At 74.6% G+C, this 22,754-nt stretch carries 20 protein-coding genes and 1 pseudogene; 12 read left to right on the top strand and 9 right to left on the bottom strand.

Annotation, left to right across the window (positions count from 1 at the left end):
• Position 1 precedes the first annotated feature (1 nt).
• Positions 2–1,351, bottom strand: a complete 1,350-nt coding sequence (locus tag ACI2LW_RS27545) for a transaminase (RefSeq protein ID WP_404733925.1) — start codon at positions 1,349–1,351, stop codon at positions 2–4.
• A 191-nt stretch (positions 1,352–1,542) separates the two neighbouring features.
• Between ACI2LW_RS27545 and ACI2LW_RS27540 the strand changes: the two genes are divergently transcribed.
• Positions 1,543–2,061 carry a TIGR00725 family protein gene (locus tag ACI2LW_RS27540; protein ID WP_404733924.1) on the top strand — a complete coding sequence of 173 codons (519 nt, stop codon included), beginning with the start codon at positions 1,543–1,545 and terminating at the stop codon, positions 2,059–2,061.
• 567 nt (positions 2,062–2,628) lie between these two features.
• On the opposite strand, the gene ACI2LW_RS27535 is transcribed toward ACI2LW_RS27540, so the two are convergent.
• Complete coding sequence (locus tag ACI2LW_RS27535; protein ID WP_404733995.1) at positions 2,629–4,029, bottom strand: MFS transporter; 1,401 nt, start codon at positions 4,027–4,029, stop codon at positions 2,629–2,631.
• Positions 4,030–5,125: 1,096 nt separating this feature from the next.
• Here ACI2LW_RS27535 and ACI2LW_RS27530 point away from each other — a divergent pair.
• The 4 genes from ACI2LW_RS27530 to ACI2LW_RS27515 all read left to right on the top strand — a co-directional run bounded on the left by ACI2LW_RS27530 (position 5,126) and on the right by ACI2LW_RS27515 (position 9,714).
• On the top strand, positions 5,126–5,746 hold the full coding sequence (locus ACI2LW_RS27530; protein WP_404733923.1) for an L-threonylcarbamoyladenylate synthase: 621 nt from the start codon (positions 5,126–5,128) through the stop codon (positions 5,744–5,746).
• Positions 5,747–5,915: 169 nt separating this feature from the next.
• On the top strand, positions 5,916–6,680 hold the full coding sequence (locus ACI2LW_RS27525; protein WP_404733922.1) for a dienelactone hydrolase family protein: 765 nt from the start codon (positions 5,916–5,918) through the stop codon (positions 6,678–6,680).
• 232 nt (positions 6,681–6,912) lie between these two features.
• Positions 6,913–8,106 carry a glycoside hydrolase family 64 protein gene (locus ACI2LW_RS27520; protein ID WP_404733921.1) on the top strand — a complete coding sequence of 398 codons (1,194 nt, stop codon included), beginning with the start codon at positions 6,913–6,915 and terminating at the stop codon, positions 8,104–8,106.
• Positions 8,107–8,199: 93 nt separating this feature from the next.
• Entirely contained in the window at positions 8,200–9,714 is a 1,515-nt protein-coding gene (locus ACI2LW_RS27515; protein ID WP_404733920.1) for a metallophosphoesterase family protein, read from the top strand.
• A gap of 112 nt (positions 9,715–9,826) precedes the next feature.
• On the opposite strand, the gene ACI2LW_RS27510 is transcribed toward ACI2LW_RS27515, so the two are convergent.
• Positions 9,827–10,918, bottom strand: a complete 1,092-nt coding sequence (locus ACI2LW_RS27510; protein ID WP_404733919.1) for a TauD/TfdA dioxygenase family protein — start codon at positions 10,916–10,918, stop codon at positions 9,827–9,829.
• Positions 10,919–11,139: 221 nt separating this feature from the next.
• On the opposite strand from ACI2LW_RS27510, the gene ACI2LW_RS27505 reads away from it, so the two are divergent.
• The gene (locus tag ACI2LW_RS27505; protein WP_404733918.1) at positions 11,140–11,754 is read left to right on the top strand and encodes a DNA polymerase ligase N-terminal domain-containing protein; all 615 of its coding nucleotides are present in this window, start codon (positions 11,140–11,142) and stop codon (positions 11,752–11,754) included.
• Between the two features lie 213 nt (positions 11,755–11,967).
• Here the strand turns inward: ACI2LW_RS27505 and ACI2LW_RS27500 are convergent, their stop codons facing one another.
• Positions 11,968–12,435, bottom strand: coding sequence for a peroxiredoxin (locus ACI2LW_RS27500; protein ID WP_404733917.1), 468 nt, complete (start codon positions 12,433–12,435; stop codon positions 11,968–11,970).
• Entirely contained in the window at positions 12,432–12,812 is a 381-nt protein-coding gene (locus ACI2LW_RS27495) for a DoxX family protein (RefSeq protein ID WP_404733916.1), read from the bottom strand. The genes ACI2LW_RS27500 and ACI2LW_RS27495 overlap by 4 nt, the downstream gene beginning before the upstream one ends.
• 181 nt (positions 12,813–12,993) lie before the next feature.
• Between ACI2LW_RS27495 and ligD the strand changes: the two genes are divergently transcribed.
• Positions 12,994–13,971 carry a non-homologous end-joining DNA ligase gene (ligD, locus tag ACI2LW_RS27490; protein ID WP_404733994.1) on the top strand — a complete coding sequence of 326 codons (978 nt, stop codon included), beginning with the start codon at positions 12,994–12,996 and terminating at the stop codon, positions 13,969–13,971.
• Between the two features lie 137 nt (positions 13,972–14,108).
• Positions 14,109–15,044, top strand: coding sequence for a hydroxymethylbilane synthase (hemC, locus tag ACI2LW_RS27485; RefSeq protein WP_404733915.1), 936 nt, complete (start codon positions 14,109–14,111; stop codon positions 15,042–15,044).
• 25 nt (positions 15,045–15,069) lie between these two features.
• Here hemC and ACI2LW_RS27480 read toward each other — a convergent pair whose 3' ends face one another.
• On the bottom strand, positions 15,070–15,600 hold the full coding sequence (locus tag ACI2LW_RS27480; RefSeq protein WP_404733993.1) for a hypothetical protein: 531 nt from the start codon (positions 15,598–15,600) through the stop codon (positions 15,070–15,072).
• A gap of 657 nt (positions 15,601–16,257) precedes the next feature.
• Here ACI2LW_RS27480 and ACI2LW_RS27475 point away from each other — a divergent pair.
• A complete protein-coding gene (locus ACI2LW_RS27475) occupies positions 16,258–17,049 on the top strand; it encodes a SigB/SigF/SigG family RNA polymerase sigma factor (protein ID WP_404733914.1) in 792 nt (263 codons plus the stop codon).
• A gap of 62 nt (positions 17,050–17,111) precedes the next feature.
• Here ACI2LW_RS27475 and ACI2LW_RS27470 read toward each other — a convergent pair whose 3' ends face one another.
• Positions 17,112–17,444: an ANTAR domain-containing protein gene (locus ACI2LW_RS27470; RefSeq protein ID WP_404733913.1), complete on the bottom strand. Its 333-nt coding sequence runs from the start codon at positions 17,442–17,444 to the stop codon at positions 17,112–17,114.
• 182 nt (positions 17,445–17,626) lie between these two features.
• Here ACI2LW_RS27470 and ACI2LW_RS27465 point away from each other — a divergent pair, with 182 nt between their 5' ends.
• Positions 17,627–18,430 carry a VOC family protein gene (locus ACI2LW_RS27465; RefSeq protein ID WP_404733912.1) on the top strand — a complete coding sequence of 268 codons (804 nt, stop codon included), beginning with the start codon at positions 17,627–17,629 and terminating at the stop codon, positions 18,428–18,430.
• 62 nt (positions 18,431–18,492) lie between these two features.
• Here the strand turns inward: ACI2LW_RS27465 and glgX are convergent, their stop codons facing one another.
• Together glgX and ACI2LW_RS27455 are read right to left on the bottom strand one after the other, a co-directional pair.
• Positions 18,493–20,646: a glycogen debranching protein GlgX gene (glgX, locus tag ACI2LW_RS27460; RefSeq protein WP_404733911.1), complete on the bottom strand. Its 2,154-nt coding sequence runs from the start codon at positions 20,644–20,646 to the stop codon at positions 18,493–18,495.
• Positions 20,643–21,155 carry a pep a2 gene (locus tag ACI2LW_RS27455; protein WP_404733910.1) on the bottom strand — a complete coding sequence of 171 codons (513 nt, stop codon included), beginning with the start codon at positions 21,153–21,155 and terminating at the stop codon, positions 20,643–20,645. The genes glgX and ACI2LW_RS27455 overlap by 4 nt, the downstream gene beginning before the upstream one ends.
• A 317-nt stretch (positions 21,156–21,472) precedes the next feature.
• On the opposite strand from ACI2LW_RS27455, the pseudogene ACI2LW_RS27450 reads away from it, so the two are divergent.
• Positions 21,473–21,760, top strand: a pseudogene (locus ACI2LW_RS27450) (DUF5133 domain-containing protein); the annotation flags it as partial.
• Positions 21,761–22,131: 371 nt separating this feature from the next.
• Positions 22,132–22,754, top strand: a 623-nt coding sequence (locus ACI2LW_RS27445; RefSeq protein WP_404733909.1) for a maltotransferase domain-containing protein, incomplete at its 3' end; no start/stop codon positions are given.

The following is a 22,754-nucleotide window of genomic DNA, read 5'->3' as shown; positions in this document are numbered from 1 at the left end:
GTCAGCCGGCCAGTTCGGACAAGGCGGCGGCGAACACCTCGGTGTGGGTGTCGACGTCCGCGTCGGTGGTGTCCGGGCACATCAGGGCCATGTTGTGGAACGGGGTGAGGAGGATGCCCCGGTTGGCCAGGTACAGGTGGAGGAAGTCCTCGAGCTCGGCGTCGGCCGCGGCCGCCGACTCCGTGCCGGTGCGCGGGGCTGGGTCGGTGAAGCGGTACTCGGTGCGGGCGCCGAGGCGGCTGACCGACCACGGCAGCCCGTGCGCGTCGATACCCGCCCGCACCCCGGCCTCGAAGCGCTCGGACAGCTTGGCCATGCCCGCGAAGGCGTCGTCGGTGAGCACGTGCTCCAGCGTGGCCCGCATGGCGGCGACGGAGAGCGCGTTGCCGGCGAGGGTGCCGCCGACGCCGCCCATGTCGACCAGGTCCAGGTCGTCGCGGCCGAGGAGCCGGTCGGCGAGTTCCGCGGACAGGCCGTAGGCGCCCGACGGGATGCCGCCGCCGATCGCCTTGCCGATGGTCAGCATGTCCGGCTCCAGGTCCCAGGCGGCGGTGCAGCCGCCCGGGCCGGCGGAGAAGGTGTGGGTCTCGTCGTTGATGAGCAGCGTGCCGTACCGCCTGGTCAGCTCCCGCACGCCCTCCAGGTAGCCGGGCTCGGGCAGCACGATGCCGATGTTGGTCAGCGCCGGTTCCATGAGGACGGCGGCGACGTCGCCGTGGGCCAGCTCGCGCTCCAACCGGTCGAGGTCGTTGAACTCCGCCACCCGGCTGGTCAGCGTCACGTCGCAGGGCGCTCCCACGTTGCCCTCGCGGGCGGTGCCCCGGCCGTCCGGCCCCTCGACGATGAGGGACTCGTCGACGCTGCCGTGGTAGCAGTAGCTGTTCACCAGGATCTTCGGACGGCCGGTGACGGCCCGGGCGAGCCGGATGGCCCAGCGGTTGGCGTCGGTGGCGGTCAGCGAGAAGCTCCAGCGGGCGAGCCCGAAGCGGCGGGTGAGTTCGGCGCCCACCCACTCGGCGTCCTCGGTGGGCAGCATGGCCGTCGCACCGCCGAGCTCGGTGTACCGGCGCCCGACCGCCTCCGCCACGGCCGCGGGCGAGTGGCCCGCCATGGCGCCGGTGTCCCCGAGGCAGAAGTCGATGTACTCGTGTCCGTCGACGTCGGTGATCCGGGCGCCGCGGGCGGAGTCGAGGTAGCGCGGGAAGGCGCCGGCGGTCTTGTTCATCCAGGTCATCGGCACCCGCCCGAAGAGGTGCTCGGCGCGCTCGTAGGCGGCCTTCGACCGGGGGTTGCGGCGCTCGGCCTCGGCGCTCTCCCGGGCGAGCAGGTGGTGCAGACGGGTGCGGTCCATGGAGTGCCCCAGTGGGTAGGCGTCGGCGGAACGACTGGATCGTACGAGTGAAAATGATGCTCGGGCAAGGCACGGCTTCAGATTCGCGTGTCCGGACGACTGATTCGATCGCCGGTGTCGGCGTGCACGAGGGAGGGAGGGCACGGGGAAGGGCTTGCGCCGGGTGCCCGGCCGGCCTTTCCCTGGGGCGTATGCGTCCCTGTATCGCGGTGGCCGGACCGGGAGAGGCGTCCGCCGAGGAGGCGGAGGCCGCCCGCGCGGTCGGGGAACTGCTCGCGCGGCGCGGAGCCCTGGTGGTGTGCGGGGGCCTGGGCGGGGTGATGGAGGCGTGCGCGCGGGGCGTGCGGGCGGCGGGCGGCACGGTCGTCGGGCTGCTGCCGGGCCACGACCGCCGCGCCGGGAACCCGCACCTGAGTGTCGCGGTGGCGACCGGGCTGGGCGAACTGCGCAACGGGGTGCTGGTGAACACCTGCGACGCGCTGATCGCGGTGGGCGGCGGCTGGGGCACGCTCAGCGAGGTGGCGCTGGCGCTGCGGGCGGGCAGGAGGGTGGCGGTGCTGGGCGGTTGGTCCCTGGCCGGCTCGCCGGCCGCCGCCGGCACGGGGCACGGCCCGGTCGAGGCGGCCACCCCCGCGGAGGCGGTCGCGGCGGTCCTCGGGCCCGGGACGGGAACAGGGTCCGGTCCCGCGCCCGGGCCCGCACGGTCCTGAGCCGGTGCCGGAACGGGGACCGGTCCCGCGCCCCGGCCCGCACGGTCCCGAGCCGGTGCCGGAACGGGGACCGGTCCCGCGCCCCGGCCCGCACGGTCCCGAGCCGGTGCCGGAACGGCCGCTCGCCCCCGACGGCGGTCCCGCATCCCGCGACCGACCCGTACGGCCCCACACCGGTCCGCTCCGAACGGAGCCGTCCCCCTGTCCGACCCGGTTCGGTCCCGGGCCGACCCCGTTCGGTCCCGGGCCGACCCCGCCGTCAGCGCTCGGTCCTGACCCGGCCCCCGCCGGCCTGCTCACCTCGGAGCCGGCCCCGGACCGGGCCGCTCACCACTGAGCCGGTACGCGAACCGGTCCGCTCGGTGTTCAGCCGCCCCCACGCCGCCCTCGTTCGGCGTCACGTCGTCCCCGGCCGGCCTCCGACCGATGTCGTTCGGCCGGGAACCGGCCCTCCCCTCGGCCCGGCCCGTTCCCGGCGCCGGCCCGGCTCCCGCAGTCGCCGGGCCCCCGCGGGCCGTCTCTCAGGCCCCCCGCGGGTCGTCCCTCGGGCCCTCCGCGGGTCGTCCGTCAGGCCGCCGGGGCGCAGCCGGACGTGCAGAGCGTGTCGTGGCCGGGTGCGGCCGGGGCCGCGCAGGTGACGACCCGCGCCGCGGTGCGGGGAGCGGGGAACGCCGCGGGGGCGAGCGGCGCAGAGGCGAGCGGCGCGGGGGCGGGTGCGGTCGCCGGGCGGGACCGCTCGCCCCGCGCGGCCACAGGGCCGCCGGAGGCGCGGCGGGCACGCAGCAGCGTGCCGGTCGCGATGGCGGAGGCGATCAGGAGGCCGCCGCCCACCAGGGCGCCCCTCGGCCCGGCCAGCTGCATGAGCAGGCCGAGCAGCGGGGGGCCGACCAGGTTCCAGCCGGTGCTGGCGCTGCGCCAGACGCCGAGGACCCGGCCCCGCATGTGCGGCGGGGGGTCCGTCTGCAGGACCGTCGTGCCCGCGGTGTCGGACACGGATTCCACGACGGCCATGGGGGCGACGAGCACGAGGAGGACCCACAGGTTCGGCGAGAGGCCCGCCGCGGCCTGGAGCAGCGCCCCGGCCGCGGCCAGCGCGCCGACGAGGCGCACCGAGGGACTGCGCAGCCGCCCGGCCAGCACCGCGCCGGCCACGCCTCCGACGGCCAGCACGGTGGAAACAGTGCCGAACGCGCCGGCCGCGCCGCCGAGCGGCCCGGTGACCAGCACGGCGAGGGTCAGCGCGTAGTTGCGGCCGAAGACGCTGCTGAGCGCGGTGATGCCGGCCAGGGCGACCAGGCGTGGACGGCCCAGGAAGAAGCCCAGACCCTCACGGGCCCCGGTGCCCCGCCGGGGCGGGCGCGAAGCGGACCCGGAGACGGGGGCGGCGGGCGGTGCGGGGGCCGGGGCCTGCTGTCCGGCGGCCGGGTGCGGGCGCAGGAAGGGGATGACGGCGGCGACGGCGAGGAACGACAGCCCGTTGGCCGCGTACGCCGCCCCGGGTCCCCACCAGCCGACCACCACCGCGGCCAGAGCGGTGCCGCCGACCCGGCCGGCTCCGCTCACCACCGAGCCGAGCGCGATCGACGACGGCACGTCCTTCGGGGGGACGAGGTCGTTGCCGAGCAGCGCGCAGGCGGGCGCGTCGACCGTGGCGATCAGCCCGGTGACGGCCGCGAGCACCATGAGGACCGGGACGGACAGCCGGTCGGTGACGACCAGCCCGGCGGTCACGAAGCCGACCAGCGCGAGCAGGGCCTGGCTCACCGCGGCGGTGATCCTGCGCGGCCAGGCGTCGACCGCTGCGCCGCCCACGAGGCCCAGCAGCAGTCCGGGCGCCGCCTGCGCGGACAGCGACAGACCGGTCGCCGCGGCGGAGCCGGTGAGGTGCAGTACGAGCAGGTTCTGAGCGGTCAGCTGCATCCAGGTGCCCGCGTTGGACACCAGGTTGGCCGCGGACCACCAGCGCAGGCCGCGGTGGCGCAGTGCGCGCCACGGGGAGCGGTCCTCCCCTTTCGCGGCGCCGCGGCCGGACCGGCCCGGGCGTCGGGGTGCGGGCAGGACCACACGTCGGAGCGCGGCCGACGGCATGCGCGAGGGCGCGCGCGTGAGGGATGGAGGCACGGGAGAACGCCTTACGGGACCGGACGACTTGCCGTGCTGTGCCGCCAGGGGCGGCTCGACGGTGAGACGTGGTCCGGCACAGCGGTTTCCCATCTTCACAGAAGCCGCCGGGAGACGATGTGCACCACGTCTCCCGCCTGCCGCCGCCGCGCCCAAGTTCCGCCCGGGGCAAGGGACTCGGCGGTGCGGTGGTGTTGCTCACAGGAAGATCGGTACGTCTGTCGCGTCCGTCCGCCGGCGCCACGGGTCAGTGCCGGGGCGGGCCGGCGCGGCGGGCGGGACCGGTCCCCCGGATCCGGTCCCGCCCGCACCGCCGCGGGCCGCGCACGGCCTCCGCGGCGCGTCGAAGGTCCGCGGCGGCCTCGGCCGCCGGTACGGCGCCGGTGCCCTGTCGCGCGGCGCCGGCACTCACCCGTGCACGGCCGGGTCCGGAACGCCCTCATTCGTCCTCGACCGGCGCGTTTCCCGCCGAGTGCGGGCGGTGCGAGGTCGCCCACCGCGAGATGCGCCGTGCCCGCGCCCAGCACGCCCGCCGGGACGCCGTGCGGGCCCGTCGCCGTGCCGGACCCGAGGCCCGCCCGGGTGGTGAGGGCAGGTGGACGGCGGCCCGGACGGTGAGAGGTGGACGCCGGCCCGGACGGTGAGACGTGAGGGTGGCCCGGCCGTGCGGTGGCGGCCGTGCGGTGGCGGCCGTCGTGGACCGCCGGTGCGAGTGGTGGGGGAAGGGCGGCTTCGCCGGCGGTTCACGGGGGGAAGGTGAGTGGCCGGCGAAGCCGCGCGCCCGGGTTCCGGGGGGACAGTCCCCGAGCGGTACACCGCTCTGCTTCCCCGGGACGCACGACGTACGCCGGCCCCGTCGGAGTCCGTACCGGCCGCGCGGCACACGGCGGCGGAACGGGGGCGCCTGCGCCCGGGCTCCCCCCGTACGGCATAAGCTCGGTGAATGGCGAAGTACTTCGACGTGCACCCCGACAACCCCCAGCCGCGCGCCATCCGCCAGATCGCCGAGAGCGTGCGGGAGGGGGCGTTGATCGCGTATCCCACCGACTCCTGCTACGCCCTGGGCTGCCGGCTCGGCAGCCGGGACGGCGTCGAGCGGATCCGCTCGATCCGCCACCTGGACGACCGGCACCACTTCACGCTGGTGTGCCAGGACTTCGCGCAGCTCGGCCAGTTCGTGCGGATCGACAACAACGTCTTCCGGGCCATCAAGGCGTCCACGCCCGGCAGTTACACCTTCATCCTGCCGGCGACGCGGGAGGTGCCGCGCATGCTGCAGCACCCGAGGAAGAAGACCGTCGGGGTGCGCATCCCCGACCACGTCGTCACCCAGGCCCTGCTGGCGGAGCTCGGCGAACCGCTGCTGAGCAGCACCCTGCTGCTGCCGGGCGAGGAGGAGCCGCTGACGCAGGGGTGGGAGATCAAGGACCGGCTGGACCACGTGGTGGACGCCGTCGTCGACTCCGGCGAATGCGGCACCGAGCCGACCACGGTCGTCGACTTCTCCGGCGGGGAGGCCGAGATCGTACGGCGGGGGGCGGGCGACGTCACGCGCTTCGAGTGACCCGGGGTGCGGCGGGGGCCACCGGGGACGCCGGCCACGCGTGCGATCATGTCCATGATCCGCCCGCCCCCGCGCGTCCGCCCGCCCCCGCGCGTCCGGCCGCCCCGGGGCGCAGGCACCCCAGGGCCGGCGTGCTCGAGCCGGTCACCGAGCAGAGAGGCAGCCCGAATTGACCGCCTTACAGGGACAGTCCGTCGACATCCCCACCGGGGACGGCACCGCCGACGCCTATCTGGCCCACCCCGGGGACGGCGTCCCGCATCCGGCCGTACTGCTCTACCAGGACGCGTTCGGGCTGCGGCCCCAGCTGAGGTCGATGGCCGACCGGATCGCCGCGGCCGGGTACACGGTGCTCGTGCCCAACGTGCTCTACCGGCACGGGCGGGCGCCGGTGGTGGAGATCCCGGAGTTCGTCCGCCCCTCCGAACGGCCGCGCATCTTCAGCCAGGTGGCCCCGCTCGTCCGGTCCCTGACGCCCGCCCTCGCCGCCCGTGACGCCGGCGCCTACCTCGCCTGGCTGGCCGGTCATCCCCTGGTGACCGACGGGCCGGTCGCGGTGACCGGCTACTGCATGGGCGCCGGCCTGTCCCTGCTCACCGCCGGGACCCACCCGGAGCGGGTCGCGGCGGCGGCCGGGTTCCACGGCGGGCAGTTGGCGACCGACTCCCCGGACAGCCCCCATCTGGTGGCCGGACGCGTCACCGCCGAGCTGTACTTCGGCCACGCCGACAACGACCCGTCGATGCCGCCGGAGCAGATAGCTCGCCTGGAGGACGCGCTCACCGCGGCGGGCGTACGCCACCGCTGCGAGGTCTACCCGGGCGCCGCCCACGGCTTCACCCAGGCCGACACCGACTCCTACGACCGGGAGGCCGACGAGCGGCACTGGGCGGCGCTGCTGGACCTGCTCCACCGCACCTTCCGGACCGGGTGAGGCAGCCGGACCCGCGGGCCGGATGAGGCAGCCGGACCCGTGGACGGGGTCAGGCAGCTGGACCCGCGGACCAGGTGAGGCAGTCGGCCTTCGCACCGCGTGGTCCTGCCGACCCTTCGGACCGGATGATCCTGCCGACTTCATTGACATGTCCTCACCCCGGCAGGACTCTGAGAGCGCTCTCACTTCAGGTACGGACCACCCGTACCCCACCCCCCCACGGAGGCGGAGCGTGTTAGGAAGACTCAGAGTCCTGGCGACAGCCGGGGCAACGGCACTCGTGGCCGCCCTGCTCGGGCTCGGCGCCCCCGCGCCGGCCCGGGCCGCGGCGGCCGCCACCCTTCCCCTGCAGATCACCAACAACTCCGGCCGCGGCGAACCGCTGTACATCTACGACCTCGGCACCTCGCTGACGACCGGTCAGCAGGGCTGGGCCGACGCGAACGGCACCTTCCACCCGTGGCCGGCCGGCGGCAATCCGCCGACCCCGGCCCCCGACGCCTCCATCCCGGGACCGGCGGCCGGCCGGACGACGACCATCCAGCTCCCCAGGTTTTCCGGCCGCATCTACTTCTCCTACGGCCAGAAGCTCGTGTTCAAGCTGACCACGGGCGGACTGGTGCAGCCGGCGGTGCAGAACCCCAGCGACCCCAACCGCGGCATCCTGTTCAACTGGTCCGAGTACACGCTGGACGACAGCGGCCTGTGGATCAACAGCACACAGGTGGACATGTTCTCCGCACCGTACGCGGTGGGCGTGCAGCGCGCCGACGGCAGCACCGTCAGCACCGGCCACCTCAAGGCGGGCGGCTACCAGGGCGTGTTCAGCGCCCTGCGCGGGCAGGGCGGCGGCTGGGGCAACCTGATCCAGACCCGGTCCGACGGCACCGCCCTGAGAGCGCTCTCACCGGGCCACGGCCTCGAAACCGGCGCGCTGCCGGCCGGTGTGCTGGACGGCTACATCAACCGCGTCTGGCAGAAGTACGCCACGACCACCCTCACGGTGACCCCCTTCGCCGACCAGCCGGGCACGAAGTACTACGGCCGCGTCTCGGGCGGCGTCATGAACTTCACCAACGGCTCGGGAGCCGTGGTCACCAGCTTCCAGAAGCCGGACGCGGACAGCGTGTTCGGCTGCCACCGGCTCCTGGACGCCCCCAACGACGCCGTGCGCGGACCGATCTCGCGCACCCTGTGCGCCGGGTTCAACCGGTCCACCCTGCTCACCAACCCCAACCAGCCCGACGCCTCGGACGCCGGGTTCTACCGTGACGCCGTGACGAACCACTACGCGCGGATCATCCACGACCGGATGGCCGACACCAAGGCGTACGCCTTCGCCTTCGACGACGTGGGCAACTACGCGTCTCTGGTGCACGACGCCGCCCCCCGGCAGGGCTACCTGACCCTCGACCCGATGAACTGACCCACGGGCCGGTGACCCGGGGGCGGCGCGCCGCCCCCGGGTCACCGGCCCCCAACTCGCGTTCCCCGGAAGATCGTTGTTACCGTGCACGGCGTGTCCGAGTCCTCACGCGATACCGTCGCGGGCGCCGGCTGGAGTGCCGCCGGGCCCGGCGCCTACCGGCAGTTGCTGCCCGAGCGGGTCCAGAAGCTGTCGTGGCTCGACCCCCGCACCCTGTGGGCGGCCCGCAACGGCGTGCTCGCGTCCTGGTTCGGCGATCCGACCGGCGAGACCCGCGCCCGCTGGGTGGCCCGACGGGCCGCGGCCGGCGCCCCGGCGGACAAGGTGATCCGGCGCGACGAGGCGGACCGGTTCTCCTTCATGGTCGTCGGCGACACCGGCGAGGGCGGCGAGTCGCAGTACGCGGTCGTGCCCGGGTTCCTGAAGGCCGGCCGGGGAACCTCCTTCGCCGTGATCGCCAGCGACGTGATCTACCCGGTGGGCAGCACCGACGACTACGGCGCCAAGTTCTTCCGCCCCTACCAGGACTACCCCGCCCCCATCTACGCGGTGCCGGGCAACCACGACTGGTACGAGGACCTCCACGGCTTCATGCGCGTCTTCTGCGGCGACCCCCCACCGCCCGCCCCCGGGCCGGCACCCCGGCCGCTCGGCCGCGCCTGGTGGCGCCGGCTGCTGTGGCACCGGCCGCGGCCGGCCGACGAGCAGCGCCTGGCGCGGGCACGGAAGCTGCGGCCGGCACCGGCCCAGCAGGCCGGGCAGCCGGGCCCGTACTGGGCGATCGACGCCGGCCCGGTGCGGATCGTCGGCATCGACACCGGCCTGCTGGGCACCGTCGACGCCGAACAGGGCGCCTGGCTGCGCGAAGTGTCCCGCGGGCCCCGGCCGAAGATACTGATCACCGGCTCGCCGCTGTACGTCGACGGCGAGCACCACCCGTGCGCGATCGAGGGCGGCGGCACCGTCGACGACGTGGTCCGCGACCCGGCGCACCACTACGTGGCGGCCATCGGCGGCGACATCCACAACTACCAGCGCTATCCGGTCGACGTGGACGGCCGCACCGTCCAGTACGTCGTCTCCGGGGGCGGCGGCGCGTTCATGCACGCCACGCACACCATCCCGCGGGTGTCCGTCGCCGGCGTCACCGAGTCCGGCTTCCGCTGCTATCCGCTGCGCGGCGACTCCCTGGCCTTCTACAGCCGGCTCTACGGCCACCGGCTGCGGCTGCGCCGCCTGTTCACCCTCACCGAGGCCGAGGCGATGGCCGTGGTCGCCGAACGGCTCGGTATACCGCCGGTGCGCACCCCGGGTGCGCCCGTGCGGGTCACCCGGCGGATGCGTCTGGTCGCGACGCTGCTGGGCACCGGCCGCCGCCCGGAGAGCCGGACCCGTTTCCGCCTGCCGGTGCGGAAGATCTACACCCGGCTGTTCTCACCGGGATCGGCCACCTACCGACCGCCGTTCTTCAAGTCGTTCCTGCGCCTGGACGTCGGCCCGGAGGCGATACGGGTGCGCTGCTTCGCGGCGACCGGCGGGCTCGCCCAGGAGACCGATCCGCCGGTCGAGGACGAGGTGACCATCCCGCTGGTGCGGCCGGCGCCGTAGGGCGGCGTGGGCCCCGTGCGGGGCACGGCCGTGCCGCGGACGCCGGAAGAGCGGCACAGCCGTGCCCCGCACGGCGGAAGGGCCCGTGCCGCCGCCCCCGCGGGGCGGGGTCTCACCACCGGCCCGGCTCGCTGCCGGTGAGCGGCTCCGACGGCCTGCCGTCCACGCCGAGGGGCACCTCGCCGTGGAGCATCACCCGGTGCATGATCCGCGGGTGGCCGAGACCGGTGTGGTCGCCGGGGGCCAGGTGGATGGTGGCCCGGTTGTCCCAGAAGGCGACGCTGCCCGGCTCCCAGCGGAAGCGCACCGTGTACTCGGGACGGACCGCCTGTTCCAGCAGCATCTGCAGGATCGCCGCGCTCTCCGGGCGGGACAGGCCCTCGATCTGCTCCACGTAGTACCCGTTGACGAACAGCACCCGCTCCCCCGTCTCGGGGTGGACGCGCACCAGCGGGTGCACGGTGGCGACCTGATGGTCCATCAGGTGCCGGGCGTAGGCGTCGTCGCCGGGCCGCGGCCGGTAGCCGACGCCGAGCCGGTGCTCGGCGCGCAGCCCGTCGACGAAGGCCCGCACCGGCGCCGACAGGCCGGCGTAGGCGGCGGCGAGGTTGGACCATGTGGTGTCTCCGCCGTAGGGCGGCACGGTCTCGGCGCGCAGGATGGTCGCCGCGGGCGGGTCGACGCGGGCGCCGTGGTCGCAGTGCCAGCCGCGCAGCAGGGTGTGCCTGCGCCGTCGCAGCCACTCCTCGTGGTCCATGCCGAACCGCCCGCCGAGTTCCAGGCGGTCGGCGGTCGTCTCCACCTCGGGGAAGCCGGGCGGTGACGCACCGCCCCGCCGTGCGAGGACCACCGGCTCGCCGAAACGGCGGGCCAGCGCCACGTGGCGGGCGTGGTCCAGCCGCTGTCCGCGGAAGAAGACCACCTTCCAGCGCAGCACCGCCGCGCGGACCGCGGCGACGGCGGTCTCGTCCAGGTCGCCGGCCAGATCGACCCCGTCGATCTCCGCGCCGATGTGCCCGGCGGCCGGCCGCACCTCGATGCCGCCGGCGGACCGCCCGCCCGCGGCGGCCGTGCCGGTGCCGGTGCGCGTACGCGTGTCCGTGCTCGCCTCCTTGCCCGTGTCCGTGCTCGCCTCCTTGCCCGTGTCCGTGCTCGCCTCCTTGCCCGTGTCCGTGCTCGCTTCCTTGCCCGTGTCCGTCGCCATGGTGTGCGCTCCGCTGGTCGTGGGTGGGGGTGTGCGTGCGCGCCCGTCGTTCCTGCCGTGGTCCGTGTGCTCGCACGTGCGGTCGGTGCGTGGCGCCCCATGAAGAGCGTGGCAGTCGTCGCCGCCCGGGGCGACAGGGCCTCGTACGCGGGTACCCGGGCGGGCGGCGCGCGGGGGACGGCCCGGGCGGGGCGCGTGCGGCGGACGGAAGGAGGACCCAGGTGGGTACGGAGGAACGGCTGCGGGAGTACCGCGGCAGACGCGACTTCGGACGGACCCGTGAGCCGTCGGGACAGCGGGGCTCCCCCGGCCCCGCGCCACGGTTCGTGGTGCAGATCCACGACGCGCGCAGGATGCACTTCGACTTCCGCCTCCAGGTCGGCGACGTACTGAAGTCCTGGGCGGTCCCCAAGGGTCCCCCCGACGACCCGCACGACAAGCGGCTCGCGGTGCCCACGGAGGACCATCCGCTGGAGTACGAGGACTTCGAGGGCGTGATCCCCAAGGGCGAGTACGGCGGCGGCACCGTGATCGTCTGGGACCGGGGCACGTACGAGCCGCTGAGCCACGACCGCAGGGGCAGGCCCGTCGACTTCGCCCGGTCGCTGGAGCTCGGGCACGCCACGTTCCGGCTGCACGGCTCCAAACTGCGCGGCGAGTACGCCCTGACCAGGTTCCGCGGCGGCGGGCCCGGCGACGAGGAGGAGGCGTGGCTGCTGGTGCGCAAGGGCGACGGCCGCACGGGCGGCCGCGGTACTCCCGACCCGCGCCGGGCCCGCTCGGTCCGCACCGGCCGCACCCTCGCGCAGGTCGCCGTGGAGGGCGGCGAGGAGTGACGGACCCGGCCCGCACCGCGCGCGTCGGACTCAGCACGCGGAGCCGCCCCGCGCGCGTCGGGCTCAGCACGCGGAGCCGCCCCGCCCGCGTCGGGCTCGGGCGCGGGGCGGCTCCGAGCGGGCCGGACGGCCGGGTGCGGCGGTGGCTGCGCCGGGCCGGCCGGGCTGGGGCCGGGTCGGAGCCCGCGGTGGCGGCGCCGGGCGGTGGCGGGGTCAGGGCCGGCGGGCCCGCAGGGCCGCCAGGGCCCGGTCGGCGTGGGTGTTCATGCGGAGCTCGCTGCGGACCACTTCCAGGACCGTGCGGTCCTCGGCGACGACGAAGGTCGCCCGCTTGGTGGGCGCGAGCGAGAAGCCCCGCTCCACCCCGAACAGCCGCCGGACGGTGCCGTCGGCGTCGGACAGCAGCGGCATGCCGAGGCGGTGCCGGCCGGCGAACTCCTGCTGACGCTCCACCGGATCACCGCTGATCCCGACGGGCCGCGCGCCGACGGCGGCGAACTCGGCGGCGAGGTCCCGGAAGTGGCAGGCCTCGGCGGTGCAGCCGGGCGTGAGGGCGGCAGGGTAGAAGAACAGCACCACCGGCCCCTCGGCGAGCAGCCCGGACAGCGTGCGGGCGGTGCCCGTCTCGTCGGGCAGCGTGAAGTCGTCGACCCGGTCGCCGGGCCTCACCGGGGCGCTCACGACCGGTCCCCGGCGGTCCTGGCGATACTCCGGGCCCACAGTATGAGGGGCACCTGGAGGGGCAGCCGTCCGAACGCCGCCGCCCGCTGGGGGGCGGGACGGTCGCGCCAGTCCACCGCCATCTTGACGTTGGCGGGGAAGACACCGACGAAGAAGGCGGCCGCCGCGAGGGCCGCCGGCTTCCGGGTCCTGGGCAGGGCGACACCGGCGGCCAGCGCGAGTTCGGCCGCGCCGCTGACACGGGTCCAGGTGCGGGGGCTGCCCGGCAGGGAGCGCGGGACGATCGCGTCGAACTGCCGGGGGCGGGCGAAGTGGGCGGCGCCCGCGGTGGCCAGCAGGCCGGCGAGCAGCAGGGGTGAGCGTACGGAACGGGGCATGGTTCCTCCTCGGACGGCTGGCGCGTGATCCTACTGGACGGTCGGTATGTGAAGGTGCGCCGGGTCCGGGCCACGGACCCGGCGGCGCCGTCGCCCGTTCGGGGGAAAGTACGGGAAAGGTGGCTTGGCGACAGATCGGTTCGTCGACATCTCAGCCGTGCCCCTGCCGCTGATCCCGCCCATGCTCGCCACGCCCGGCTCCCTGCCGCCCGCCTCGCAGGACGCCCGGTGGGCGTACGAGACCAAGCAGGACGGTCAGCGCACGGTGGCGTATCTGAACGGCGACGGCTCGGTGCTGCTGCGGGCCCGCTCCGGCGAGGACATCACCGCCGCCTACCCGGAGCTGGGCCCGCTCGGCCGGGCCCTCGGCACCACACCCGCCGTCCTGGACGGCGAGGTGCTGGCGCTGGACGAGCGCGGCCGGGCCAGCTTCCAGCTGCTGCAGCGCCGTATGGGCCTGGCCCACGCCCCCGCCCGCGCCGCCCGCCGCGCGGCACAGGTGCCCGTCCACCTCGTGCTGTTCGACGTGATGCACCTGGGCGGGCGCTCGCTGATCGCACTGCCCTACGCACAGCGCCGTCAACGGCTGGAGGAGCTGGGTCTTCACGGGCCGCACTGGTCGACGCCCGCGGCGATCGTCGGCCACGGGGCGCAGGCGCTGGCGGCGACGCGCGAGCACGGCCTGGAGGGCCTGGTGTGCAAGCGCCTGGACTCCGTGTACGAGCCGGGGGTCCGCTCCCGCGCCTGGATCAAGATCCGCAACATGCGCAGTGAGGACGTCCTGGTGGGCGGCTGGCTGCCCGGCAAGGGGCGGCTGACCGGCCTGCCGGGGGCGGTGCTGGTGGGCCAGCGCGCCGGCGGCGCCCTGCGGTACGTGGGCAGTGTCGGCACCGGGTGGAGCGAGGCCGAGCGGTCCGAACTGGCCGCGCTGCTCGCGGAACTGGCCACCGACGTGTGCCCGTTCGACCCGGTGCCGGCGGTGCGCGGGGCGCACTGGGTGGTGCCGCGGCTGGTCGGCGAGGTCCGCTACAGCGTGCGCACCCGCTCCGGGATGCTGCGCCAGCCGTCCTGGCTGCGGCTGCGCCCCGACCTGGCTCCCGAGGACGCGGCCGCCGACCTGCCCGACGACCCGCTGGACCGCGACCCCGGCGGCGCGTGAGCGCATGGTTTCCCGGCAGGTGAGCGCACGGCTTCCCCGGCGCGTGAGCGCACGGCTTCGGCGCCCCGCGGCGGCGGGTGCGGCGCATACGGGCGTACGGCGCCGGCGGGACCCGCGGGAGGTCTATCGTGTCCCGCATGTCCGTCCCTGAACTGATCCGGATCGTCTCCCGCGACTCGCCGATGGCACTGGCCCAGGTCGACCGTGTCCGCACCGAGCTGGCGGCCCTGTACCCAGGTGTGCGCACCGAGGTCGTCCCCGTGCGGACCACCGGCGACAGATGGCTGGGCGATCTGTCGGTGGTCGAGGGCAAGGGGGCGTTCACCAAGGAGGTGGACGCCGCGCTGCTGGCCGGGGAGGCGGACCTCGCGGTGCACTGCCTCAAGGACGTGCCCGCCGACCGTCCGCTGCCGGCCGGTACGACGTTCGCCGCGTTCCTGAAGCGGGACGACATCCGCGACGCGCTGGTCCACCCCGGCGGGCTCACCCTCGACGAGCTGCCCGCCGGGAGCAGGATCGGCACCTCCGCGGTGCGCCGGATCGCACAGCTGGCCGCCACCCACCCGCACCTGGAGTGCGTGCCCTTCCGCGGCAACGCCAACCGCCGGCTGGAGAAGCTTGCGGCCGGCGAGGCGGACGCGCTGCTGCTCGCGGTGTCCGGTCTGGAACGCATCGGCCGGCAGGACATGATCAGCGAGGTGCTGTCCGCGGAGACGATGATGCCGCCGATCGGGGCGGGCATCCTCGCCCTGCAGTGCCGCGAGGGGGACGGCGAGCTGATCGAGGCGGTCGGGGCGCTCGGCGACCGGGACACCTACCGGGAGGCCACGGCGGAGCGGATGTTCCTGCACGTGCTCCAGGGGCACTGCAACAGCCCGATCGCCGGGTACGCGCGGGTGGACCGCGGCGGGGAGCTGTCCCTGCGGGCGTGCGTGTTCACGCCCGACGGCAAGACACGGCTGAACGCCCACGAGTGGGCGGGCCGGCTGGACGCGGCCACCTTGGGCACTTCGGTCGCCGTGGCCCTGCTGCGGCAGGGCGCCCGCGAGATCATCGACGGCATCCCGCACTGAGGCGGGCGGCCGGCCGGCCCGTCGGTCAGGCGGTCGGGCCGGGTTCGGCCTGGTCGCGCAGGAAGTTGCTGACCTGGTGCGCCAGCCCGCCCGGGCCTCCGGCGCAGTGCGCGCCCGTCCCGGCGGCCTCGTCCGCGGCGCCGGTCCCGCCGGTCCACAGCCGGCGGTCGGTCCACTCGTCGTCGACGCGCAGCTGGACCTGGACGTCGATCTGGGACAGGGCGGCCTCCGGGCCCGCGGCGTACAGCACGGCGGTGACCCGGCGCAGCGGATAGACGTCGAAGCCCTCGATGAACTGGGAGTTGCGCCAGTCGACGAACGCGCCCTCCCCGTCGGGGCCGATCCGCACGTCGATCTGGCCGTCCTCGAGGTGGATGCCGAAGCGCCGCGGCCCGCGGTTCTCGACGGTGACGCGCAGGCGGAAGTAGGTCAGGCCCTCGGCGGCGTCGTCGCGCCCGCGGGGCGGCTCGGCCCGCTCCAGGCGGTGGACGCGGACGCGCAGGCCGGCATGCCCGTCGTACTCGTGCCAGTCCCCGACCACGTTCGGCTCGTACACAATCCACCTCTCGACTTCCAAGAGCTGTTTCCTATCCGTGGACTCAGCGCACTGTCAAATGAGCGGAATGGGCCGTGGCCAGGGAATTCGCCCGCTCTGATCGGTGATCAGAGCCGTGTGCTGGAGGAATCGCCGGGCGGGCCGTCGCGCGGGCGGCGGGGGGCGTGCCGCACATCACGTCGACCGGGTCCCCCGACCGGGCGGACGACCGGTTTCGGCCAGAGCTGACGTGTACTCGTCACATCGGCCCGGACGGGCGGGGTCATCGATCTTGAAACGTCGTTCCGATCGCGGGCCGGCGCCTCCCGGACGGCGGGCCGCCGCCGGCCCGCGGCGGCGCCCCGGGGCCCCGGTACAGCGCCTTTCGCCCGGTCATTGACCGCTCATTGACCGATCATTGAAATGCACAGCATTTACTGCGGTGGCAATTCATCGCACTCGGGCCGACAATTGAGATTCGGGCGGTCGCCCACCGTCACGCATTATCGGAACTGTTTCGAAATCGCCGACTCCGGGATCCGCTTTCCAGTGCTTCGGACAGGAGGCACGTCCGTGGGAGCCGGCGGTGCCGGGCCCCCGGTGTCCCTCCGCACGGTCCGAGCCCCGCGCCTCCCGTGGTGTCCGTCCATCCAGCACCTGCTGAGGGAGGTGCGGCGCATGCGTACCACCGGCAGAACCAAACCCCACCCGCACGACGACGCCCCCGACACCGTCGAGGCGTTCGAGCGGCTGGCGCGGTTGCCCGACGGTCCCGAGCGCAAGGCGCTCCGGGACGAGCTGGTCCAGGTCTGGCTGCCCATGGCCGAGCGGATCGCCGTACGGTTCCGCGGGCGCGGCGAGGCGCTGGAGGACCTGTACCAGGTGGCCGCGCTCGGACTGGTCAAGGCCGTCGACCACTACGATCCGGCGCGCGGTTACGCGTTCGAGGCGTACGCCGTGCCGACCGTCACCGGTGAGATCAAGCGGCACTTCCGCGACCACATGTGGACCCTGCACGTGCCGCGCCGGGTGCAGGACCTGCGCAACCGCGTGCGGAAGGCCGCGAAGGAGCTGGCCCAGACCACGCCCGGCCGGGCGCCCACCGTGCCCGAGATAGCCGAGCACGCGCACCTGAGCGTGAGCGACGTACGGACCGGGATGGAGGCCCTGGACTGCTTCGCGGCGCTGTCGCTGGAGGCGGAGATGCCGGGGACGGACGGCTACGCGCTCGGCGACGGGCTGGGCGAGGCCGACGCCCGCTACGACCTGGTCGTGGACCGGGTGGCGGTCCGGCCGTGTCTGGAGGCGCTGCCCGAGCGCGAGCGGACCATCCTCTACCTCAGGTTCTTCCGGGGCATGACGCAGAGCCGTATCGCCCAGCAGCTCGGCATCTCGCAGATGCACGTCTCCCGGCTGCTCAGTGGCTGCTTCGCGCAGCTGCGCGACGAGCTGCTGGCCGAGACGGGCTGAGCCCCCGAGCGGCGCCCGCCCGTCCGACCCCGTGGGAGGGCGCCGGCGCCGCCGGAGAGGGCTCACTCCGGCGGCGCCCCCGGGATCTGGGTGGGGCCGTAACGGTCGAGGGCGTCCTCCAGCTCGGCCTCGATGTCGGCGGGGATGTCCCCGGTGCGGCCCCAGACGAGGACCAGCTCGGCGACGTTGCGGAGTTTGACGTTGGTGTGCTGCGAGACCTCCTTGAGGATCATCCAGCCCTGGTCGGGCGTGACCCGCCCGAGCGCGACGATCATGCCGATCGCCTGGTCCACCACGGCGTGCGAGGTCACGGCCTCCTTGAGCTGCTCGACCTGCTCGTGCAGATCCTGCAGCCGGTCGGCCTCCCCGGCGGGGTCCTGCGGAGTGTCTGCCACGGAGTCCATCGTCGTCACACCGGCCGCCGCGCGCCAGTGTGCGGCCGGTCGCGGGGGCGTCCGGGCGCCCCGCCGTCCCCGTTTCGGCGGCGCCCGCGGGGTACTCGGCAGGCGGCCCACGGGAGGCGGCCGGACACTGGTGTCAGACCGGTGCCGGCCGGTCGACGAGACCGGGACGTGCCATGAACGACGAGCCGACACCCTCCAGCCCAGCGACCGGCGTGGTCTCCACCCACGCCGTGTGCGGCGCGCCTTGCTGGGTGAGCCTGACCAGCCGGGACCTGGAGGCCACGGAGGACTTCTACCACGCGGTGCTGGGCTGGGAGTGGCGCACGGCCAAGCTGGGCGACCGCTTCCGTATCGCCCTGTCGGACGGCGCGCCGGTCGCCGGGATCGCCGCGGTGGCCTCGATGTGGCAGATGGCGGTCGCCTGGACGCCGTACTTCGCCGTGCGCAGCGCCGACGAGGCGGTCTCCCGGGTGCAGGAGCGCGGCGGCACCGTCGCGGTCGGGCCGATCTCCTTCCCGCCCGGGCGGGCCGCGCTGCTGGCCGACCGGGACGGCGCGACCTTCGGCATCTGGGAGGGCGACCTGTTCACCGACTGGGACACCTGGCGCAAGGCGGCGCCGGCCTTCATCCGGCTGCACACGCGCGACGCCTTCGACGCCGCGATCTTCTACGGCGAGGTACTGGACTGGGCCTCGGAGCTGCCCGGCTGCTGCGAGGTCCGCTACGAGGCCAACGAGGTGGTGCTGCGCAGCCACGGCGAGGTCGTCGCCCGCATCGAGTCCGGCGCCCTGGAGGCGGCGCCCGACCCGGCCGTCCGGCCGCACTGGCAGATCCACTTCCGCGTGGCCGACGTCGCCGCCTGCGCCCGCTCGGCCGAGGCCCATGGCGGCAGCGTGCTGAGCGAGGGCCCCGACGAGGCGGTCCTCCGCGACCGGGACGGCGCCCAGTTCACCGTGACGTCCCGCAAGGAGACCTGACCCGAGACCTGACCGCAGACCTGACCGCCCCGGCCGCGGACCCGGGTCGCGACGGTCCGGGCTCAGCGGGACGTGCGGGGCGGACGGGACAGCAGGACCAGGCTGCGGGAGGCCACGCGCAGGTCGGCGGACGCCTTGTGCTCCGCCTCGTCGGGCGGGCCCTGGGGTTCCGCCGTGTCGAGGAGGGCCGTCCAGCGCTCGCCGTAGGCGGGGCCGGGCAGCCGGAAGTCGACCGGTTCCCAGTAGCCGTTGAGCAGCAGCAGGAACGAGTCGTCCACCACCGGCCGGCCCCGCCGGTCGGGTTCGGCGATGGCGTCGCCGTTGAGGAAGACCATCACGGAGTGCGCGTCGGAGCGCAGCCAGTCGTCCTCCGACATCTCGCGGGCGTCCGGCAGCAGCCACACCAGGTCGGGCAGCGGCTGGTCGTCGCGGGTCGCCGTGTCCCCCTTGAAGAAGCGGCGGCGGCGCAGCACGGGATGGGCGGCGCGCAGACCGATGACGTACCGCGTGAAGTCCGTCAGCTCCCGCTGCTCGTCCGTCAGCCGCCAGTCGATCCAGGAGACCTCGTTGTCCTGGCAGTAGGCGTTGTTGTTGCCGCCCTGGGTGCGGCCCAGCTCGTCGCCGTGGCACAGCATCGGGATGCCCTGCGACAGCAGCAGGGTGGCCAGGAAGTTGCGCTGCTGGCGGGCGCGCAGCGCGAGGACCGACGGGTCGTCGGTGTCGCCCTCGGCGCCGCAGTTCCAGGAGCGGTTGACGCTCTCGCCGTCCCGGTTGCCCTCGCCGTTGGCCTCGTTGTGCTTGTCGTTGTACGACACCAGGTCGCGCAGCGTGAAACCGTCGTGCGCGGTCACGAAGTTGACGCTGGCGCGCGGCCGGCGCCGGTTGTGGGCGTACAGGTCCGAGGAGCCGGTCAGCCGGGAGGCGAACTCGCCGAGCGTGTGCTCCTCGCCGCGCCAGAAGTCGCGTACGGCGTCCCGGTACAGGCCGTTCCACTCCGACCACAGCGGCGGGAAGTTGCCCACCTGGTAGCCGCCCTCGCCGACGTCCCAGGGCTCGGCGATCAGCTTCACCCGGCTGATCACCGGGTCCTGCTGGATCAGGTCGAAGAACGCCGACAGCCGGTCCACCTCGTGGAACTGCCGCGCCAGCGTGGCCGCCAGGTCGAAGCGGAACCCGTCGACGTGCATCTCGGTGACCCAGTACCGCAGCGAGTCCATGATCAGCTGCAGTACGTACGGGTGGCGCATCAGCAGGCTGTTGCCGGTGCCCGTGGTGTCGTAGTAGTGCGCCCAGTCGCCGTCGACCAGGCGGTAGTACGAGGCGTTGTCGATGCCGCGGAAGGACAGCGTCGGTCCTTTCTCGTTGCCCTCGGCGGTGTGGTTGTAGACCACGTCGAGGATCACCTCGAGACCCGCCGCGTGCAGCGCCTTGACCATCGACTTGAACTCGGCGACCTGCCGGCCGCGGGTGCCGTGCGCGGCGTACTCGTTGTGCGGCGCGAAGAAGCCGATGGTGTTGTAGCCCCAGTAGTTGGACAGGCCGCGGTCCCGGAGCACGCCGTCGTGCACGAACTGGTGGACCGGCATGAGCTCGACGGCCGTCACTCCCAGGGAGGTCAGGTGGCCGATCACCGCGGGGTGCGCCAGGCCTGCGTAGGTGCCGCGCAGTTCCGGCGGGACCTCGGGGTGGGTGCGGGTCAGGCCGCGCACGTGCGCCTCGTAGATCACGGTGTCGGAGTAGGCGCGGCACGGCGGGCTGTCCCCGTCCCAGTCGAAGGCGGGGTCGGTGACCACGCCGAGCATGGTGTGCCCGGCGCTGTCGGCAGGGTCGGCGCCGTGCCCGGAACGCTCGTAGAGCGAGGGGTCGTTGTCCGTCCGCCCGTCGACCGCCCGGGCGTAGGGGTCCAGCAGCAGTTTCCGCGGGTTGCAGCGGTGGCCGGCCGCCGGGTGCCAGGGGCCGTGCACCCGGTAGCCGTAGCGCTGTCCCGGCCCGACACCGGGCAGGTAGCCGTGCCAGACGAAGCCCTCGGCCTCGGTCAGCGGCACGCTCCGGTGGGCGCCGCGCTCGTCCACGAGGACCAGCTCGACGTGTTCGGCCACCTCGCTGAACAGGGCGAAGTTGGTGCCCTTCCCGTCGTAGGCGGCGCCGAGGGGGTAGGGGTACCCGCTCCACACGGGGACGGCGGGCACCCCTGTACGGCGCTTGCGCGCGGTCACCGGGCCTCCTCCAGGACCGCCTCGGGGCCGCTGAGCGGGGAGGCCAGCGCGGCGACCGGCAGGGCGCGGGGCGTCTTCAGGCCCTCGCGCAGCGTCGGCTCCGGAGCCTTCGGGACCAGCGGGACGCGCACTCCGGCGCGGGCCCGCTGGGAGAACCAGATGACCTTGCTGCCGGTCTCCGAGGCGCAGCAGCCCCAGCCGTCGCTCGTCGCCGCGATGCGGGCCAGGCAGGCCCGCAGGTCCTGGTCGGGACGCAGGTCGTGGTTGTTCTCCCCGACCGCGGTGATGAGGTGCTGGCCGGTCCACCACATCTCGATGGAGGTGTGCTTGTCCCGGGCGTGCTCGTCGATGGCCTTCAGCAGCATCTCGGCGCCGCCGCACACGGGTTCGACGAGGTCCTCGAGGTCCCAGAACCTGAGGTGCGCGGCCAGGATGCGCCTGACCTGTCCGACCCGTTCCGGGCTGACTTCCACGTCGAGGTGGTAGTAGCAGGGCACTGCGGTCTTCATCGTCGTCGGCTCCTCACCGGCGGGGCTCGCGCCCCTCTGGCCCTTGTGGGCTCAGCCCCCGAGTACGAAGCGTGAGCACCTGTTGCCTCTGAGTCAGATCCCACACTGAGCGCACTACGCCATTCGTGCAACACGAGCAGGTGGCAGCCCCTGTGAACGCTGGTTGAAGATCCAACAGGACGGTGTGTCGTTGAACGTGCACCATGAGTGAAAGTCTCGAGCGCCGTTGAACGGGACCCGTGCCTTCGCGTGCGCGGGGACCGCCCCGATCGTCGGGAGACGTGCCCTTCGAGCGCTTCCGAAAGGTGATCGGCGCCATGCTGCTACCCGCCAAAGCCGAAGTCGCCCGGCATCTGCGGCACTACCGGGCGTGGGAACGTGCCATGCTCGCGTCGCCCGACGACCGCAGGGTGCGCGCGACCTTCGAGGACTCGGGCTACACCCTGTGCGTGCTGATGGGGAAGCGCTGCGCACGGGAGGCCGCGGACGCCGCGGAACGCTATCTGCGGACCACCCTCGTCGCCTACCTGCGGGAGCAGGGCGGCCGGCCGCACGTGGCCGCCGGCCCGCACCACCGCGGCCGGACGAGGACACAGGTCCGGGCCGCCGGCGCGCAAGGCCGTGCGGGCGCGGTCCCGGGCCGCACCGCCGGGGTCCGCGCCCACGCCGACGGGGGCCGGGGCCGGGCCGCGAAGGTCCCGGGCCGGGGCGCGCGTGCCGCCGGGCACGGCGGTACGGCCGGAGTCCGGGCCGGCGACCTGCCCGGGCGCACCGCGGGGGCGGTGGACCAGGCGTCCGCAGGCGTGCCGGAGGCGGCCGCCGATCCGCGGTGGGACGGCGGCCGGGCGCGCGGGCGGGAGCGGGCCGCGGAGCCCGAGAGGCGTTCCCCCGCCGGGGCCTAGTCGGGCACCCGGCACGAGATTCCAGACCCCGGCCGGGCGCGAGCCCGGCCTCGAGCACGGTGGAGGTGACACCCATGAGTCCGACCCCGAACCGGGCCCCGAGTCCGGTCGTCCGTACGACCCCGCGTCCCGCTCCTCTCATCGGCCGGGTCCCGGTCCGGGACGTGCGCCCGGCCGTGGAGTGCGGCCGGCGCCCGGCCAAGGCGGTCGTGGGCGAGACCTTCCAGGTCACCGCCACCGTGTTCGGTGAGGGCCATGACGCCGTGGCCGCCCATGTCGTCCTGCGCGACCCCGAGGGCCGTCCCGGCCCCTGGACGCCGATGCGCGAGCTGGCGCCTGGCAGCGACCGCTGGGGCGCCACCGTGACCGCCGGCGAGCCCGGCCGGTGGACGTACCACGTGGAGGCCTGGAGCGATCCGGTCGCCACCTGGCGGCACGCCGCCGGCGTCAAGGTGCCGGCGGGCATCGACACCGGGCTGGTGCTCGAGGAGGGGGCCGCGCTGTACGACCGCGCCGCCGCCGGAGTGCCCGAGGGGCCGGACCGCGAGGTCCTGCGGGCCGCCGCCCGGGTGATGCTCGACGACTGTCTGCCGGTGATGACGCGGCTGGCGGCGGCGTTGACGCCGGAGGTGGACGCGGTGCTGGCCCGGTACCCGCTGCGGGAGCTGGTCACCGCCTCCGACCCGCTGCCGCTGCT

Source organism: Streptomyces sp. NPDC004065, from assembly GCF_044903565.1.
GTDB lineage: Bacteria > Actinomycetota > Actinomycetes > Streptomycetales > Streptomycetaceae > Streptomyces.
Note: the sequence above shows the minus strand (reverse complement) of the source record. Positions and strands in the feature narration are given on the sequence as shown.

Excerpts from the sequence above, each read along its gene's own strand:
- ligD (WP_404733994.1), top strand. The coding sequence starts at position 12,994 with ATGCTCGCCACGCCCGGCTCCCTGCCGCCCGCCTCGCAGGACGCCCGG.
- ACI2LW_RS27540 (WP_404733924.1), top strand. The coding sequence starts at position 1,543 with ATGCGTCCCTGTATCGCGGTGGCCGGACCGGGAGAGGCGTCCGCCGAG.
- ACI2LW_RS27455 (WP_404733910.1), bottom strand. The coding sequence starts at position 21,155 with ATGAAGACCGCAGTGCCCTGCTACTACCACCTCGACGTGGAAGTCAGC.
- ACI2LW_RS27545 (WP_404733925.1), bottom strand. The coding sequence starts at position 1,351 with ATGGACCGCACCCGTCTGCACCACCTGCTCGCCCGGGAGAGCGCCGAG.
- ACI2LW_RS27465 (WP_404733912.1), top strand. The coding sequence starts at position 17,627 with ATGAACGACGAGCCGACACCCTCCAGCCCAGCGACCGGCGTGGTCTCC.
- ACI2LW_RS27475 (WP_404733914.1), top strand. The coding sequence starts at position 16,258 with ATGCGTACCACCGGCAGAACCAAACCCCACCCGCACGACGACGCCCCC.
- ACI2LW_RS27495 (WP_404733916.1), bottom strand. The coding sequence starts at position 12,812 with ATGCCCCGTTCCGTACGCTCACCCCTGCTGCTCGCCGGCCTGCTGGCC.
- hemC (WP_404733915.1), top strand. The coding sequence starts at position 14,109 with ATGTCCGTCCCTGAACTGATCCGGATCGTCTCCCGCGACTCGCCGATG.
- ACI2LW_RS27510 (WP_404733919.1), bottom strand. The coding sequence starts at position 10,918 with ATGGCGACGGACACGGGCAAGGAAGCGAGCACGGACACGGGCAAGGAG.
- ACI2LW_RS27530 (WP_404733923.1), top strand. The coding sequence starts at position 5,126 with ATGGCGAAGTACTTCGACGTGCACCCCGACAACCCCCAGCCGCGCGCC.